This window comes from Mesorhizobium sp. B4-1-1 (assembly GCF_006439375.1).
Lineage (GTDB): Bacteria > Pseudomonadota > Alphaproteobacteria > Rhizobiales > Rhizobiaceae > Mesorhizobium.
Genome location: NZ_VFTH01000010.1, coordinates 59,889 through 75,179 on the forward strand (window position 1 = coordinate 59,889; position 15,291 = coordinate 75,179).

Annotated in this window: 17 protein-coding genes and 1 tRNA gene; 9 read left to right on the forward strand and 9 right to left on the reverse strand. The window is 64.6% G+C overall.

Annotation, left to right across the window (positions count from 1 at the left end):
• The first annotated feature begins 65 nt into the window (after positions 1-65).
• The gene (locus FJW10_RS15860) at positions 66-1,295 is read left to right on the forward strand and encodes an NAD(P)/FAD-dependent oxidoreductase (RefSeq protein ID WP_140900813.1); all 1,230 of its coding nucleotides are present in this window, start codon (positions 66-68) and stop codon (positions 1,293-1,295) included.
• On the opposite strand, the gene FJW10_RS15865 is transcribed toward FJW10_RS15860, so the two are convergent.
• Both FJW10_RS15865 and FJW10_RS15870 read right to left on the reverse strand, forming a co-directional pair.
• Entirely contained in the window at positions 1,249-1,968 is a 720-nt protein-coding gene (locus FJW10_RS15865) for a glutathione S-transferase family protein (protein ID WP_181177548.1), read from the reverse strand. The genes FJW10_RS15860 and FJW10_RS15865 overlap by 47 nt on opposite strands.
• 1 nt (position 1,969) lies before the next feature.
• On the reverse strand, positions 1,970-2,275 hold the full coding sequence (locus tag FJW10_RS15870) for a Rieske (2Fe-2S) protein (RefSeq protein WP_140900815.1): 306 nt from the start codon (positions 2,273-2,275) through the stop codon (positions 1,970-1,972).
• 96 nt (positions 2,276-2,371) lie between these two features.
• Between FJW10_RS15870 and FJW10_RS15875 the strand changes: the two genes are divergently transcribed.
• On the forward strand, positions 2,372-2,827 hold the full coding sequence (locus tag FJW10_RS15875; protein ID WP_140900816.1) for a MarR family winged helix-turn-helix transcriptional regulator: 456 nt from the start codon (positions 2,372-2,374) through the stop codon (positions 2,825-2,827).
• Positions 2,828-2,845: 18 nt separating this feature from the next.
• Here the strand turns inward: FJW10_RS15875 and FJW10_RS15880 are convergent, their stop codons facing one another.
• The gene (locus FJW10_RS15880; protein ID WP_140900817.1) at positions 2,846-3,280 is read right to left on the reverse strand and encodes a DUF1772 domain-containing protein; all 435 of its coding nucleotides are present in this window, start codon (positions 3,278-3,280) and stop codon (positions 2,846-2,848) included.
• 120 nt (positions 3,281-3,400) lie between these two features.
• Here FJW10_RS15880 and FJW10_RS15885 point away from each other — a divergent pair, with 120 nt between their 5' ends.
• Together FJW10_RS15885 and ilvC are read left to right on the forward strand one after the other, a co-directional pair.
• A complete protein-coding gene (locus tag FJW10_RS15885; protein WP_140900818.1) occupies positions 3,401-4,054 on the forward strand; it encodes a TetR/AcrR family transcriptional regulator in 654 nt (217 codons plus the stop codon).
• 26 nt (positions 4,055-4,080) lie between these two features.
• On the forward strand, positions 4,081-5,100 hold the full coding sequence (gene ilvC / locus FJW10_RS15890) for a ketol-acid reductoisomerase (protein WP_140900819.1): 1,020 nt from the start codon (positions 4,081-4,083) through the stop codon (positions 5,098-5,100).
• A gap of 126 nt (positions 5,101-5,226) precedes the next feature.
• Here ilvC and FJW10_RS15895 read toward each other — a convergent pair whose 3' ends face one another.
• Entirely contained in the window at positions 5,227-5,511 is a 285-nt protein-coding gene (locus tag FJW10_RS15895; protein WP_140900905.1) for a PilZ domain-containing protein, read from the reverse strand.
• 187 nt (positions 5,512-5,698) lie between these two features.
• A complete protein-coding gene (locus tag FJW10_RS15900) occupies positions 5,699-6,280 on the reverse strand; it encodes a BA14K family protein (RefSeq protein WP_140900820.1) in 582 nt (193 codons plus the stop codon).
• Between the two features lie 166 nt (positions 6,281-6,446).
• On the opposite strand from FJW10_RS15900, the gene FJW10_RS15905 reads away from it, so the two are divergent.
• Both FJW10_RS15905 and FJW10_RS15910 read left to right on the forward strand, forming a co-directional pair.
• Positions 6,447-7,559, forward strand: a complete 1,113-nt coding sequence (locus tag FJW10_RS15905; protein ID WP_140900821.1) for an endonuclease/exonuclease/phosphatase family protein — start codon at positions 6,447-6,449, stop codon at positions 7,557-7,559.
• A gap of 5 nt (positions 7,560-7,564) precedes the next feature.
• On the forward strand, positions 7,565-8,281 hold the full coding sequence (locus tag FJW10_RS15910) for a hypothetical protein (protein WP_140900906.1): 717 nt from the start codon (positions 7,565-7,567) through the stop codon (positions 8,279-8,281).
• A 34-nt stretch (positions 8,282-8,315) separates the two neighbouring features.
• Here FJW10_RS15910 and FJW10_RS15915 read toward each other — a convergent pair whose 3' ends face one another.
• From FJW10_RS15915 to FJW10_RS15925, 3 genes are read right to left on the reverse strand one after another with little or no spacing between them, the layout of a single operon-like run.
• Complete coding sequence (locus FJW10_RS15915; RefSeq protein WP_140900822.1) at positions 8,316-9,533, reverse strand: ABC transporter permease; 1,218 nt, start codon at positions 9,531-9,533, stop codon at positions 8,316-8,318.
• Complete coding sequence (locus tag FJW10_RS15920) at positions 9,530-10,237, reverse strand: ABC transporter ATP-binding protein (RefSeq protein ID WP_140900823.1); 708 nt, start codon at positions 10,235-10,237, stop codon at positions 9,530-9,532. Before FJW10_RS15920 ends, FJW10_RS15915 begins: the two co-directional genes overlap by 4 nt.
• 4 nt (positions 10,238-10,241) lie before the next feature.
• Complete coding sequence (locus tag FJW10_RS15925; protein ID WP_140900824.1) at positions 10,242-11,528, reverse strand: efflux RND transporter periplasmic adaptor subunit; 1,287 nt, start codon at positions 11,526-11,528, stop codon at positions 10,242-10,244.
• Between the two features lie 132 nt (positions 11,529-11,660).
• Here FJW10_RS15925 and FJW10_RS15930 point away from each other — a divergent pair, with 132 nt between their 5' ends.
• From FJW10_RS15930 to FJW10_RS15940, 3 genes are all read left to right on the forward strand, one after another.
• On the forward strand, positions 11,661-12,563 hold the full coding sequence (locus tag FJW10_RS15930; RefSeq protein WP_140900825.1) for a PhzF family phenazine biosynthesis protein: 903 nt from the start codon (positions 11,661-11,663) through the stop codon (positions 12,561-12,563).
• 160 nt (positions 12,564-12,723) lie between these two features.
• Positions 12,724-12,799: transfer RNA gene (locus FJW10_RS15935), tRNA-Lys, on the forward strand.
• Positions 12,800-12,885: 86 nt separating this feature from the next.
• Positions 12,886-14,028, forward strand: a complete 1,143-nt coding sequence (locus FJW10_RS15940) for a hypothetical protein (protein ID WP_246674279.1) — start codon at positions 12,886-12,888, stop codon at positions 14,026-14,028.
• Between the two features lie 237 nt (positions 14,029-14,265).
• Here FJW10_RS15940 and cobT read toward each other — a convergent pair whose 3' ends face one another.
• On the reverse strand, positions 14,266-15,291 hold the full coding sequence (cobT, locus tag FJW10_RS15945) for a nicotinate-nucleotide--dimethylbenzimidazole phosphoribosyltransferase (protein ID WP_140900826.1): 1,026 nt from the start codon (positions 15,289-15,291) through the stop codon (positions 14,266-14,268).

A 15,291-nucleotide genomic window follows, 5' to 3' on the forward strand; every position in this document is an offset into this window, starting at 1 on the left:
CAAAGCGCCAACTTGATTTGACCGCTGTGTTGGGGGATTGTCGCGCCGGCTTGGCTTGGCGGGCAATGATCAGATCCTACGACATCGCGATTGCCGGCGCCGGTCCGGCCGGGCTGGCGGCAGGGCTCTATCTCAAGCGGGCCGGGCACAAAGTCACGATTTTCGAACGCTTCGATGAGCCGAAGCCGGTCGGTTCCGGCCTCATCCTGCAGCCGACCGGGCTGACCGTGCTCGCCGATCTCGGCCTGCTCGCCGAGATCCTTTCGCTTGGCAGCCGGATCGAGCGGCTGCACGGCACCGACGCCGGCAGCGGACGCACCGTGCTCGAAGTCCGCTACGACGCGCGGCGCGGCCGCCGCTTCGGCCTCGCGGTGCACAGGGCGGCGCTGTTCGGCGTGCTCTACCGCGCTGCCTTGCGCGAAGCGATCGCCATCGAAACCAATGTCGAGGTCGAGATGCTGGAGGCGGCCGAGCGCGCGACGCTCGTCTGCGGCAACGGCAGGCGGCTCGGCCCATTCGACCTCATCGTCGATGCCAGCGGCGCGCGCTCGAAGCTGCGGCATTACCTCGGCGATGCCGCGATGCCGCAGCCGCTCACCTATGGGGCATTCTGGGCGTCGCTCGGCTGGCGCGACGGCTTCGACGGGCACGCGCTGCTGCAGCGCTACGACAAGGCAAGTATCATGGTCGGCGTGCTGCCGATCGGCCGGCCTGAGCCCGGCGCGGAAGACATGGCGGCGTTCTTCTGGAGCCTCAAGCCGGCCGACGCCGAACAGGTGAAGGCGAAGGGGCTCGACGCCTGGAAGGCGAGGGTGGTTTCGGTATGGCCTGAGTGCGAGGTTTTCACCAGTCAGATCGACAGTTTCGAGCAGCTCTCGCTCGCCCGCTATGGCCACCACACGATGACGCTGCCGGCCGGCCGACGGCTTGCCGTCATCGGCGACGCCGCGCACTCGACCAGCCCGCAACTCGGGCAAGGCGCGAACATGGCGCTGCTCGACGCCGCCGCGCTCAGCCATGCGCTGGCGCGGACGAACGGCATCGACGGCGCGCTGGAGGCCTATGCGAGCGCGCGCCGTTGGCACGTGCGCGTATTCCAGGCGCTGTCGCTGTCGCTGACGCCGTTCTACCAATCGGATTCCGCGGCCTTGCCCTTTGTCCGCGACCGCATGGTGGCGGCGCTGGCGAGGATTCCGCCGGGGCCGCAATTCCTCGCCGCCATGGTCGCCGGCACGGTGATCGACCCGTTCAGGCGGATCGGGCTTGCGGAGTTGCAATGGCCTGCCGCCGGATGATCCCAGACAGATAAGATTGCTTTGCCAGAAGGAAGGCATGCAGCCGCCGCGGATAGTCCGGGCTGACGGCTTCGGTCACCGACCGGCGTTCGCTCAAGGCCTCGCGCCAGGCTTGGACGAGCGATTTGCCGTCCAGAATGCCCAAATCGCCGATGCGGTCGAACGTGTCGAAATAGCGGAAGACCGGCCCGTAAACGGCGTCGACCAGCGAGAATCGATCGCCGGCGAACCACGGACCGCTTTGCCTTGCCGACAGTTCCGCCTCCACACGCGCGAACATCTCGGACAAGCCGCTGCTTTCATGGAGCAAAGCGGCTTCGTCGGCAGCGGAATAGAAGCGGCCGATGGCATTGAGGATGGCCGAGCCGAATTCGATCCAGGCGCGCTGCCTGGCCCGCGCCAGCGGATCGGCCGGGTGCAAGGGATTGGCCTCGGTCTCCTCGAGGAATTCGAGGATGACGGCGGATTCGAAAATCACATCCTGCGCATTGCCGTGCCGGACGCGCAGCAGCGGCACCTTGCCAAGCGGCGAGATCGCCTTGAACCAGTCGGGCTTGTTGGAGAGGTCGACATAGACCCGCTCGAACGGCACGCCTTTTTCGGCAAGCGAGATCGCCGCGCGCTGGACGTAGGGGCACAAATGATGGCTGACGAGGGTGAGCCTTTCGGTCATCTCACTCTCCCCAGACATAATTGAGCGCGCCATCCTCGACGCGGGTCGACAGGAACATCAGGCGCGAGCCGTTCGGGGCCGGGCCTTCCAGGCGCTCGCCGCTTGCCATGTCGAATTTCGCGCCATGCCACTGGCAGACGAAAGCGCCGTCCTTGCAGTCCAGCGGTCCGCCGAAATGCAGGCAGATATTGGCCGCGGCGCGGATGCGCTCGCCGCTGCGCCAGACATGGACCTCTCGGCCGAAGAAAGGCGCGATCAAGCTGCCGGTCTGCGGGATATCGGCGATCTTGCAGATTTCATGTCTCATCGGTTCTCTCCATATAAATGCATTTGCATCTATATGGATGCGTTTGCATCGATCGTCAAGCTTGATGCAATTGCATCTATCGCTTAGGCTGGCCCGATGACGAAAACATCACCATCACCCGAAGCCGTCATCGCCTGGGCGCGCCTCATGCGCGTCTCGCGCCAACTGGTCGAAAGGACCGAGGATGCACTGAAAGCCGGCGGGCTGCCGCCGCTCGCCTGGTATGATGTGCTGCACGAGCTTGCGGAGGCGGGCGAGGGGGGGCTGCGACCGTTCGAGCTGATGGATCGCCTTCTCTTGGCACAGTACGGCGTTTCAAGGCTGCTGGCCCGGCTCGAGGCGGATGGTCTGGTCGAAAAGCTGCCCGTCTCAGACGACGGCCGGGGCCAGACCGTGCGCATCACGCCAAGCGGCCGGAACATGCGCCGCCGCATCTGGACCGTCTACGGCGCTTCGATCGCGGAACTGATGGGCGACAGGCTTTCCGCCAAGGAGTTGGGGATGCTTGCCGGGTTGCTCGGGCGGCTGCGCGATCCGCCGGTCGCGGACTGAAATCACGACGACGACCCTTCAGGGCAGGCGCAAGGCCCACAGAAATGCGATCGTCGCCAGCGCGCCCAGCGCGACACGGACCAGATGCATCTTGCCCCATCTGACGATCAATGACCTCGCCTGAGAATTGCGGGCCTCGACATCCATCGCCTCCAGCATCCGGTTCGTCGGCATCATCACCAGCAGCGTCCATGGCCAAGGCAGAATGATGAACAGCGCACCGGCAAGATAGGCTGACGCGCCGGTCAGCCACCAGGCGAACGGGCCGAGAACGCAGGCGACCATGGCAATAGAGGCCTGCATGGCGGCCCCGCGCTTATAAGAGGGCTGCCATTCGCGCAGCAACGCCTGGTCATCGAGGCCAAGCCGCGCCGGCTGCTCCGCGACGCTGACATAGACAGCGGCGCCGGTGAAGGCGGCGGCTACGGCCAGGGCGAGCAGACCGACAAGCATCTTATCCCTCCGGCAAGGAAATGGAAAAATAGGGCTTGCATGACTTCGGGCAATACGGCATAGAACCCGAACCGTAACGTACGGTACGCATCGGTCTTATCGACGTACCCGAGGGCAAACGTGTTGCACAGCGTGCAGGATATCGACAACAGCGAAACGCTCACCGAGCGCCAGCAGGCCGTTCTGGATGCGGCACTTCGCCTTTTGGTCGAAGAGGGCGACAACCTGACCATGACGGCGGTGGCGCGGCGGGCAAGCTGTTCCAAGGAAACGCTCTACAAATGGTTCGGCGACCGCGACGGACTGCTCAACGCCACGGTGCAGTGGCAGGCGTCCAAGGTGCGTGTCGCGGCCATCGACCGCGAGAGACTGGATATCGGTTCGCTCACAGCGAGCCTGGAGCGTTTCGCTTCAGATTGGCTGAAGGTTATCTCCAGCGACACTTCGATCGCGCTGAACCGTGTGGCAGTCAGCCATGCCGGTTCCGGCAAGGACGATCTCGGCGCGATCGTGCTGCAGAATGGCCGCTTCGCTCTTGCCAAGCGCCTGAAGCCGGTGCTTGAAGCCGGTCTGCAGGCCGGGCTGCTCGATTTCGAGGACGCCGAGACGGCGTTCAGGACCTTTTTCGGTCTGGTCGGCCGCGACGTGCAGATACGTCTGCTGCTCGGCGACCGGGTGGAATTGACTGCGGCGACGATCGGCGGCGATGCCGCGCGCGCGACGCAACAGTTTCTCGCTCTCTTCGGAGCAAAAACCGGGCTGCTGGCCCTCTGATCTTCAAAACGGGAAGGAACACCCAAATGCGTGTCTATTACGATCGTGACGCCGATCTCAATCTGATCAAGGGCAAGAAGGTTGCCATTATCGGCTATGGCAGCCAGGGCCGGGCGCACGCGCTCAACCTCAAGGATTCCGGCGTCAAGGAGATCGCCATCGGTCTCAAGGCCGGCTCGGCGACCGCCAAGAAGGTCGAGGCCGACGGCCTCAAGGTCATGAGCGTGGCGGACGCCGCCAAGTGGGCCGACCTGATGATGATGGCGACGCCCGACGAATTGCAGGCCGACATCTACAAATCGGAAATCGCCCCGAACATCCGCGACGGCGCCGCGATCGCCTTCGCGCACGGCCTCAACGTGCATTTCGGCCTGATCGAACCGAAGGCTTCGGTCGACGTCGTCATGATCGCGCCGAAGGGCCCGGGCCACACCGTGCGCGGCGAATACCAGAAGGGCGGCGGCGTGCCGTGCCTTGTCGCCGTCAACCAGGACGCTTCGGGCAACGCGCTCGATCTCGCGCTCTCCTACGCCTGCGGCGTCGGCGGCGGCCGTTCCGGCATCATCGAGACCAACTTCCGCGAGGAATGCGAGACCGACCTGTTCGGCGAGCAGGTGGTGCTGTGCGGCGGTCTGGTCGAACTGATCCGCGCCGGTTTCGAGACGCTGGTGGAAGCCGGCTACGCGCCGGAAATGGCCTATTTCGAGTGCCTGCACGAAGTGAAGCTGATCGTCGACCTGATCTATGAAGGCGGCATCGCCAACATGAACTATTCGATCTCGAACACCGCCGAATGGGGCGAATATGTCTCGGGTCCGCGCATCATCACCGCCGACACCAAGGCCGAGATGAAGCGCATCCTGAAGGACATCCAGACCGGCAAGTTCACTTCGGAATGGATGCAGGAATACCGCGCCGGCATGTCGCGCTTCAAGGGTATCCGCCGTGGCAACGACAGCCACCAGATCGAGGAAGTCGGCGCCAAGCTGCGCGCCATGATGCCGTGGATCGCCAAGAACAAGCTGGTCGACAAGGCCAAGAACTAAGAAGCCTGTGCCAATTCTACCCTGCCGGCCATCGGCAGGGTGAATTGTCTTCAGGCTTCCGGTTGCTGCAGCGTCAAGCCGGCGGAGAAATCCGCCGGCTTTTTATTCCGCGAAACGGACGCGATTTCAGCCGTAGTGCCAATGCGGCTTGGGCTCGGTGCCGGTGAACTCGACGCCGATGCGGTCCTCGCGGCGCCAGCGCACCACGGCCTTGTAGCCGATGCCGTCGACCGGCACATAGAGCAGGAATTCGTCCGGCACGCGCGCATCGATGGGCACTTTCAGCTCAGCGCCATTCGCATGCATGTTGCGCACCGTGCATCTCACCTCGGAATTGTTGATGCCGGTCAGGATCGCCGCGCCTTTCAGCACGCGGTGCCTGTGTTGGTTTCTGTGTTCGTTTTCGGCCATGGCGGGCGCGTCCTGCAACCTGGTCCCGCGAGTCGTCATGTTGGGGGAGATCGGCATGAATGGATAGAAGCCGCCGATGAATTTAGCGTTATCGCCCGTCGTAGCCATCCGTCGTAGCCACAGGTTGCGGCAAAATTAAACGGCGCCCGCGAAGGGCGCCGTTTCGTTGTCCGTGCTGACAGGCCGCTCAGATATAGGGCGAGCGGCACTGCCGGCGCGGACCGTAGTTGGGCTGGAACGTATTGTCCCAGGCGCGATACGACCGGTAGCGGTCGTAGCACCAGCGGACATGCGCGCTGGACAGCCGCCCGGTCCGGTAAATGCGCCGCGGCTGAGCGTAACGCGGATAGGGATCGTAATAGTAGGGATCGTAGTAGTTGCCATAGGCCATGCTGCCCAAGCCCAGGCCGAGGCCCAGCCCCAGGATCGCCGCGTCCCCGCCTCGGAAATGCCGGCGGTGGTGGTGCCGCCAGCGCCAATCGCCATCGCCATTCCACCTGCCGCCATCCCAGTTGCGCGAGAAGTGTCGATTGCCGCCGCGCCACCTGAAGTCGCCGCCGCGGTTACGCCAACGCCAGTCCTGAAAGCTGCCGCCGTTGTTGTTGCCGGCCCAGCCGTCGCGCACGGGAATGACCTGCGGCGCGGCGGTATTCGTCGCGACGCCAAGATCGGGTTGCAGGATCGGTCCGGCGACCGATGGCGCCGTCACGCCGGTAACGAGGCCCAGGACCAGAAGTCCGGATCTCAGGGAAGAAAAAAGCGGTTTCATTTCACTCTCCAAGGAGTAAGGCCCCACGCCCAGCACACCCCCGGGGAAAGGCCTATTGTTGGAACTTTCCGTCTGAACGGGGGATGAACGGAAAGGTTCCATCAACCAGGACGAGTATCGGCCTGACCCTTGTTTTCGCCCTCGCTTGCAGGCAAAGGTCACGGCCATGTCGCTGCGCCTCGCCACCTTCAATGTCGAGAACCTGATGAACAGGTTCGATTTCTCGGGCTATCGCAACCAGCTCAATGAAGACCGCACGCTGGCGCTGTTCGACATCCAGAGCGAGGCCGAATACCGCATCCTCGAGCAGGCCCGCGCGATCGCCCAGTCCGACGACACCCGCCAGTTGACGGCGCTCGCCATCGCGGCCACCCGCGCAGACGTCATCTGCATGCAGGAGGTCGACAATATCGAGGCGCTGAAGGCGTTCGAATACGGCTATCTGTTCAAGATGGTCGGGCAGGGCTACCGGCAGAAATACACCACCGCCGGCAACGACACGCGCGGCATCGATGTCGCCGTGATGATGCGCAACGAGACCGCGCAAGGACAGCCGATCGAGTTCGTGCGTATGACCAGCCACGCCTATGTCACTTTCGAGCAGTTCGGGCTGTTCACGCCGGAGCTCGCCGGGCTCGGCCATCTCGCCAATGAACGGATATTTCGCCGTGACTGCCTGGAGATCGACCTGAGGATCGGCGGCGCGCCGCTGACGCTCTATCTCGTGCATTTCAAATCCATGGGCCCGCCGCGCAACGGGCTGGACGGCCGCCAGGCGTCGATGCCGCTGCGCATCGCCGAGGCGCAGGCGGTGCGTCGTATCATCGAGGAGCATTTTGGCAAGGGCCATGCCGCCGACAAGCACTGGGCGGTCTGCGGCGACCTGAACGACTACCGGCAACGCGTGAAGATCGACGGCGACGCCATCGATGGCTACCGTTTCGAGGTTGTCGACGAAGCCCGGTCCTCGATCGACGTGCTTACCGCCGGCGGCTTTTGCGAGAATGTCGTCGAACGGCGGCCGGAGATGGATCGCTGGAGCTTCTACCACACGCGCGGCCCGGGGGAGCGACATCTCTGTCAGCTCGATTATATCCTGCTGTCGAAGGCGCTGGCCGCGAAGAACGCCACCGCCGTTCCCGACGTCATCCGCAACGGCCAGCCCTGGCGCACCATCTTTCCGCCCGGACAGGAGGTCGAGCGTTTCCCGCGCGCCGGCTGGGACAGGCCGAAAGCGTCGGACCACTGCCCGGTGGCGATCACGCTGGATATGGCGTGACCGTCTTGAGTTTCGACCTGCCGCGCAATGTCATCCTGCCCGTCGATGCGGTCGACGTCCGTCTCGATCCCGGCCCGCATCCCTTCGCGCTGAGCAATACGGCGGCGATCGCGGAGAACTGGCGGCAGGAAACAGCGGCCAATCCGGCCCTGTTCGACGGCACCGTGGTGCTGCTTTCCGAGCTTGCTTACCGGGGCGGGCGCCTCGTCGGCCGCTGCCATGCGGTCAACTATTCGACCTTCATGCTATGGCGCAAGCGGCGCGAAAATTCCGGCGCCGAGCATGCCTATGCGCATGCCATGCTGGTGGCCGGCGACAACGCGCTGGTGGCGATCCGCATGGGGTCGCACACCGTCAATGCCGGCCGCGTCTACTTCGCCGCCGGCTCGTTCGAGCCGATCGATTTCCGCGACGGGCTGGTCGATGTCGACTTCAACATGATCCGCGAAGTGGGGGAAGAGACCGGGCTTGATCTTTCGACGGCCGAACGCGGACAGCGCTATCACGCGCTGTCAACGGCGAGCGGCACGGTGATCTTCCGTCGCTATCGGGTCGCCGAGCCCGCCGGCGAGCTTGCACGGCGCATCAATGCCTTCGTCGCCGCCGAGGCGGAGCCGGAGATCGAGGGGCCGGTCATCATCCGCGATACCGCCGATCTGCCCGACGGTCTGATGCCGCACATGAAGCCGCTGATCGAGTGGCATTTCGCCGGCCACGACTAACCACGCTGGACGTTCGGACGTCAGCAGTCGCTGGCTATTCATGCCGCAGCGCGTCGATCGGATCGAGGCGTGCGCCGCGCAGCGCCGGGAAGAAGCCGAACACCATGCCGATCAGCGCCGAAAAGCCGACAGCGAGGAGGATGACGGCGGGGCTTGGCGCGAAGGGTATCGTCAGCGCCATCGAGGCGAGGCCGGCCAGTGACAGCCCGATCAGGATGCCGATGATGCCGCCGAAGAGCGACAGCACCGTCGCCTCGACCAGGAACTGGATGAGGATGTGTTTTTCATGCGCGCCGATCGCCAGCCTGACGCCGATCTCGCGCGTGCGTTCGGTGACCGAGACCAGCATGATGTTCATGATGCCGATGCCGCCGACCAGGAGGCTGACGCCGGCGACGGCGCCCAGCATGCCGGTCATGGTGGTGGTGGCGCTGGTCATCGCATCGGCGATCTGGGTCATGTCGCGGATGGCGAAATCGGGATCGCGGTCGGGCGTGATGCGGCGCGTGTCCCGCAAGATATCCTCGACGCGCGGCTGCAGTTCGGTGGTCGGGGTGCGGTCGTCGGCGGCGATATAGATGTTGTCGATGTCGCGGTTGCCGGCGATGCGGCGCTGATAGGCGTGCAGCGGCATCAGCACGACATTGTCCTGGTCCTGGCCGAAGCCGGTATAGCCCTTGGGCTCGAGCAGGCCGATGATCTTGCAGGAGGTGCGGTTGACGCGGATGATCTCGCCCTCCGGATCGCCGGCGCCGAAGAATTGCTGGCGCACGGTTTCGCCGATCAGGCAAACGCCGGCGCCGGCGCGCGTTTCGGAATCGCTGAACGGCCGTCCCGAGACCAGTTTCCAGTCGCGGGCGTCGAGATAGGCGCTGTCGGTGCCGGTGACGCCCGAGGTCAGGCTTTCAGTGCCGAAGATGACGCGGACCTGCTTTTGCGAAGCAGGCGAAATCGCGCGCGCGCCGCTCAGATGCGCGACAAGCGCCGTCACATCCTTTTCGGCCAGCGGCCGCACCGCCTGGTCGAGACCTCCCGGTCCGCCGGGTCCCGCGGGCCGGCCGGCGCGAACGACGAGAAGGTTGCTGCCAAGCTTGGAAATGTCGGCCTTGACCTTCTCCGTCGTGCCGGAGCCGATGGTGAGCATGGCGATGACGGCCGCGACGCCGATGACGATACCAAGCAGCGTCAGGAACGAGCGCAATACGTTGCGGCGGATCGAGCGCAGCGAGAGGCGGACGGTCTCCCAGATCATGCCGCTTCCTCCGCTTTCAAGGTGTCGGAGGCGACATGGCCGTCGAGGAAGCGAATGGTTCGGCCGGCATAGTCCGCGACATCGGCCTCATGCGTGACCATGACGATCGAGAGCCCGAGCTCGGCGTTGAGCCTGGTCAGCAGACCCATGATCTCGTGCGTGCGCGCGGTGTCGAGATTGCCGGTGGGCTCGTCGGCGACGAGCAGCGTCGGCCTGGTGACGATGGCGCGGGCGATCGCCACGCGCTGCTGCTGGCCGCCCGAAAGCTCGGCCGGCGTGTGGTGCTCGCGCCCGACAAGCCCGACCTCGGCCAGCGCCTGCATGGCGAGATCGCGGCGCTCGCGCGCTCCAACGCCGCGATAGATCAGCGGCAGCTCGACATTTTCGGCGGCGGTCGTGCGCGGCAGCAGATTGTAGCCCTGGAAGACGAAGCCGACATAGAGGTTGCGCAAAAGCGCGCGGCGGTTGCGGTCGAGGCGGCCCGCGTCGACGCCCATGAAGGAGTAGGTCCCGGCCGTCGGCGTGTCGAGGCAGCCGATGATATTCATCGCCGTCGACTTGCCCGAGCCGGAGGGGCCCATGATGGCGACGAATTCACCTCCGCGGATGGCGAGATCGACGCCGGCCAGCGCATGCACGCGGGCTTCGCCCTCGCCATAGCTTTTCCAGACCTTGTCGAAAGTGATGAGCAGGGCAGCCGACATTTCGTCAGCTCCGCTGCTGCGCGCCGGTGATGACTTGCGCGCCCTCGTCGAGGCCGGACGTGATCTCGGTCAACTCGCCGTCAGTCGAGCCGATCTTGACGTTGACCGGATGCGGCCGGCCGTTCTCCAGCAGGTAAAGCGTGCGCGAGCCGTCGGTCGGCGCCTTCGTCGCCTCGCGCTGCCGGTTGGGGCGGCCCATGCGGCCGGTAAAGAGGTCGCGCAGGCTCCACGCGCGGGCGACGGGCGGCGCCGGCCGATAGCGGAAGGCGGTCGAGGGGACGGTAAGCACGCCCTTGGCTTGCCGGGTCACGACCGAGACCGTGGCCGTCATGCCGGGCCGCAAGAGAAGCTCGCCATTGTCGACTTCGAGGCGCGCATTGTAGGTCACGACGCCGTCGGTGGTGACCGAGGCGTAGGAGATATCGCGGATCTCGGCATCGAAGGGTCGGTCCGGGAAGGCGTCGACGGTGAAACGGGCATGCTGGCCGGGCTTGACCTGGCCGATATCGGCCTCGTCGACCGCGGCCTGCAATTCCATGTTGCGAAGGTCGGCGGCGATGACGAAGAGAACGGGCGCCTGCAGCGAGGACGCGACCGTCTGACCGGGATCGACCGAGCGCGTGAGCACGATGCCGTCGATCGGCGCATAGATGGTGCTCTTGGCAAGATCGGTCTGCTGCGCCTTGAGGTCGGCCTGGGCAATGGCGAGATTGGCTTCGGCGCTGTCGAGCGCCGCCTTGGAACGATCGCGGGTCGCGGTCGCCGCCTCGAGCGACTGGTCCGTCGCCATGCCGCGCTTGGTGAGCGCGTTGGCGCGCACCACCGCGTTGTCGTTCTCCCGCAAGGTCACTTTGGCGTCCTCGACGGCCGCTGCCGCCGCCTTGGCAGAGGCGGTGGCGCGCTCGATCTGGACCTCCAGCTTGGCGGTGTCGAGCGTCGCCAGCACGTCGCCCTTCTTGACCTGCTGGTTTTCATTGGCCGCGACCGAGCGGACGATGCCGGAAAGCTCGCTGGAGATGTCGACCTGGGTCAGCGGCTGCAGCGTGCCGGTGGCCGATACCTCGACGGTGAGGTCGGCGATCGCCGCGGGCACGGCGGTGTATTCAATCCTGGGAGGTGCGGCGGCATACCATCGATAGAGGGCAATGGCGGCCGCGACGATCGCTATCGCCAGCAGCGCGTAGAGCCAGAAGCGGCGTCGTTTGCGGCTTACGCCCTTGCGGTCGAGCCCGAGGGCCGCCTCTATGGAAGTATCCGATTCCGCGTTTGGCGGATTGACAAGCTGGTCCACGCCGGACCCCTATGCTGAAAATTGATGTCCCTGTCCGTGCACAAATCAGGCCTTAAGGTTCGAATTTCAAATTAAATTTCCCTCATGTTGGGATTGAGGCAGAAATTCGGGGCGAGGTGAAAGGTTTTCTCCATGGCGCGCAATTACTTGCTTTACGATGTGTTTACCACCGAAAGGCTGGCCGGAAACCCGCTTGCGGTGGTGCTCGACAGCAATGGGCTCGACACTGCCGGCATGCAGGCGATCGCGCGCGAATTCAATCTTTCCGAGACGGTGTTCGTGCTGCCTCCAGACAATCCAAAGCATCGCAATCGTATCCGCATCTTCACGCCCGACTATGAAATGCCGTTCGCCGGCCATCCGACGGTCGGCTCGGCGATCGCGCTTGCGGAACTCGCCGGGGAGGCGACCGGCATCTTCGTGCTGGAGGAGAATATCGGGCCGGTGCGTTGCGCGGTGAGCAAGCATGACGGCTCGACCTTCGCCGAGTTCGATCTGGCGAAACTGCCGGAATCGTTGGAGCTCAAGGCCGATCCGGAAGCAATCGGCGCCGCGCTCGGCCTTGCCCCGCACGAGATCGGCTTCGAGAATCACCGCGTCGCCTTCTGGTCCGCCGGCGTGCCTTACGTGACCATTCCGGTCGCGGACCTTGAAGCGGCAGCCAAGATCAGGCTCGATAACCAGGCGTGGTCGGAACTTGCGCCGCGCAAGAGCGACTGGGCCTTTGCCAGCCCCTATGTCTACTGCCGCGAGCGGGTCCACCACGACAGCGCCTTCCATGTGCGCATGATCGTGCCCGGCACGCCTTCCTACGAGGATCCGGCCACGGGTTCGGCCGCGGCGGCCTTTGCCGGCGCCATCATGCATTTCGACGCCCCGACCGACGGCATCTCGCAGCTCTGGATCGAGCAGGGGCTGGAAATGGGCCGGCCGTCGCGCATCCGCCTCGAGCTCAATGTCGATGGCGGGAAACTGGCCTCCGCGCGCATCGGCGGCCATGCGATCAAGATGGCTGAAGGCAAGCTATTTGTCTGACGCCTGCGGCGTTTTTGGAGCTGGTATGATCTTTTCCGAAAACCGGAATCCACTTTTCGGGTTCATGCCATGTCGATTTGTCGGGAAATGATCCGGCAGGGCTGGACATCACCGAAAGCGGCGGCTATATGCGCCGCCGACGCTGGTTTTCCAGCGGCGTGGGTGTGTAGCTCAGTTGGTAGAGCAGCTGACTCTTAATCAGCGGGTCCACAGTTCGATCCTGTGCACACCCACCAAGTAGTCCCTTGTTTTTGCTGGTATTTTACGTCTGCGGAAAACTCCTCTTTTCCGGGCCTTAGCAGGTCGCTGCTCGGAGGCATGGGTGTGGGGTTGCTTCGGCCAGTCCTGTGATCACGGCCGCTCCCGCAAAATCGCCGGCGAAGGCGGCATCACGCTCGAGCCGGAGATAAAGAAGAGCAAAGGCACCGCCACACCAGAGTCCGCCCCGTGGGTATGGACGCTTTCGCTCGTGCGCAATATGGATGGGGATGTGGCCTGTCGCGGCGCTCACATTTTCGCTGCGTCGCGAAGGCAGACGACGAGACGTTCGTTCAATGACGCTGCGCCGGGCGAGTTGGCCTTTCGATTGAAGCCGCCCTGCAAAGTGTCGATTTCAGGGGAACTGGTCATGACCGACAACAAGCCGGGCGCAGACGTCACCAAGGATTGGCAAGCAACGCAGGGCCAGAAGTCCGCCGCCTCGCGCCTCCGCCTTTTCGCGGCGCTCTCGTGGATTATCGCCATTGGCGGCGAGATTGCCGGGATCGTTTTGTTCTACAAGCACAAGTTCGACCAGGGAAACCTGCCGCTGCTGATCGGCATTCTGGTCGGAATCGCGATTTTCGCAATCGCCGGTAACTTGTTGTGGAAGGCTGCCAACCGGCACGATCCGGCCCGGGCATCCGACACGGCCAGGTTCTTCTTCCAAAACCAGCTCGGCGCGATCATCACGCTGATCGCCTTCCTCCCGTTGATCTTCCTTATTCTCACCGACAAGAACATGGATCCGCAGACCAAGAAGGTCGCCGGTGGGGTGGGTGCTGCGCTGGCCGTGCTTGCGACTGTAATGGGCGTCAGCTTCAAGCCCCCGTCGGTCGAGCAGTACACCCAGGACATGAACTCGTGCGCGGCCCAGATCAGGGCGGGACAGCCGACCACGGCCTGTTCGCCAGAAGTCGCCGCGCAGGCTCAGGAGATCGCCACGGATACTGCTTCGGTGACCGCGGCGACGAAGGACGCGAGTCACCCTGGCGGTCAGGATGTCGTGTACTGGATCGCACCGGAAAACGGAGCCGCGAAGTCCTCCGAACCGCATGTTTTCCATCTCTGCGCCGCGGTGAGTCCGTTGAAGGACAAGACCGTGAACAGCGGCTCCGTGACCGAGGCCTACGCGCAGAACGCCATCCGCATCACGAAGCAGATCGAGATGGAACAGAAGCAATGCGGGTTCGCCGCCTCGCAATGAACCTGTTCGCTCGGTCGCCTGCGTCGTAACCGGGCGACATTGCGCCTTCGATCCTTCGAAGACGGACTGCGGCGTTTCACCTTTTCACGGAAACGGCGAAACGCCCCATCTCTCTGGTCTAGCGCAATTCCGCTCACACTTTTGCTGGAATCGCTCTGACCGGAAGGCCGTCAGCGATCGGAAGAAACAACGCTTCACCGGCGCTTCGGGTGCATCGCATGCAATCCGGGTTGTCGTCTACTTCTCCGAAACGCCGGCCTCGGCGAAGCTCGCCATCTTCGCGTGGCATTCCAAAGCGGAACGGATGATGTTGACGGCAAGGCAGGCGCCGGAGCCTTCGCCGAGCCGCATGCCGAGATCGAGCAGCGGCGGCAGGCCGAGCGCTTCGAGCAGGCGGCGGTGGCCGGCTTCGGCCGAGACGTGGGCGGCGACGGTGTGGGCGAGGCCGGTCGGGTGCAGCCTTGCCAATGGCGCGACCGCGGCGGTGCAGACAAAACCGTCGAGCAGCACCGGCACGTTGTTCTTGCGCGCGGCAAGGGTGGCGCCGAGGATCGCCGCCAGCTCGCGCCCGCCAAGGGCGGCAGCGATCTTCAGCGGGTCGGACAGCGAATCGGCGTGGCGCTTGAGGCCCGCCTCGATGGCCACGACCTTGCGCTGCAGGCCGGCATCGTCGACGCCGGTGCCGCGGCCGGTCCATTTTTCCGCGCCGCCGCCGAACAGCGCCGTCGAGATCGCCGCGGCCGGCGTCGTGTTGCCGATGCCCATCTCGCCGAAGCAGACGAGGTCGAGGTCCTTGGTCACGGCGCCGTAGCCGGCCGAAACGGCGGCGAGGAACGCCTGCTCGTCCATCGCCGGCTCTTGCGTGAAGTCGCCGGTCGGATGCTCGAGATCGAGCGGGATGACGTCCAGCTCGGCGCCGGCGACGCGCGCAAGCTGGTTGATGGCCGCACCGCCGCCGGCGAAATTCGCCACCATCTGTACTGTGACTTCCGAAGGATAGGCCGAGACGCCTTGCGCGGTGACGCCGTGATTGCCGGCGAAGACGAAGACTTTCACAGCATCGAGTTTGGGCATGTCGCGGCCCTGCCAGCGGCCGAGCCAGGCGGCGATGGTTTCCAGCCGGCCGAGGCTGCCAGGCGGCTTGGTCAGCGTGTCCTGGCGCCTTGCGACGGCGCCGGCGGCCGCATCGCTGCCGGCGGGAAGATCGAGGCAAGCGGCGCGAAGGTCTTCGAGCGATTTGAACGACGTTGTTTGGGGGGACAT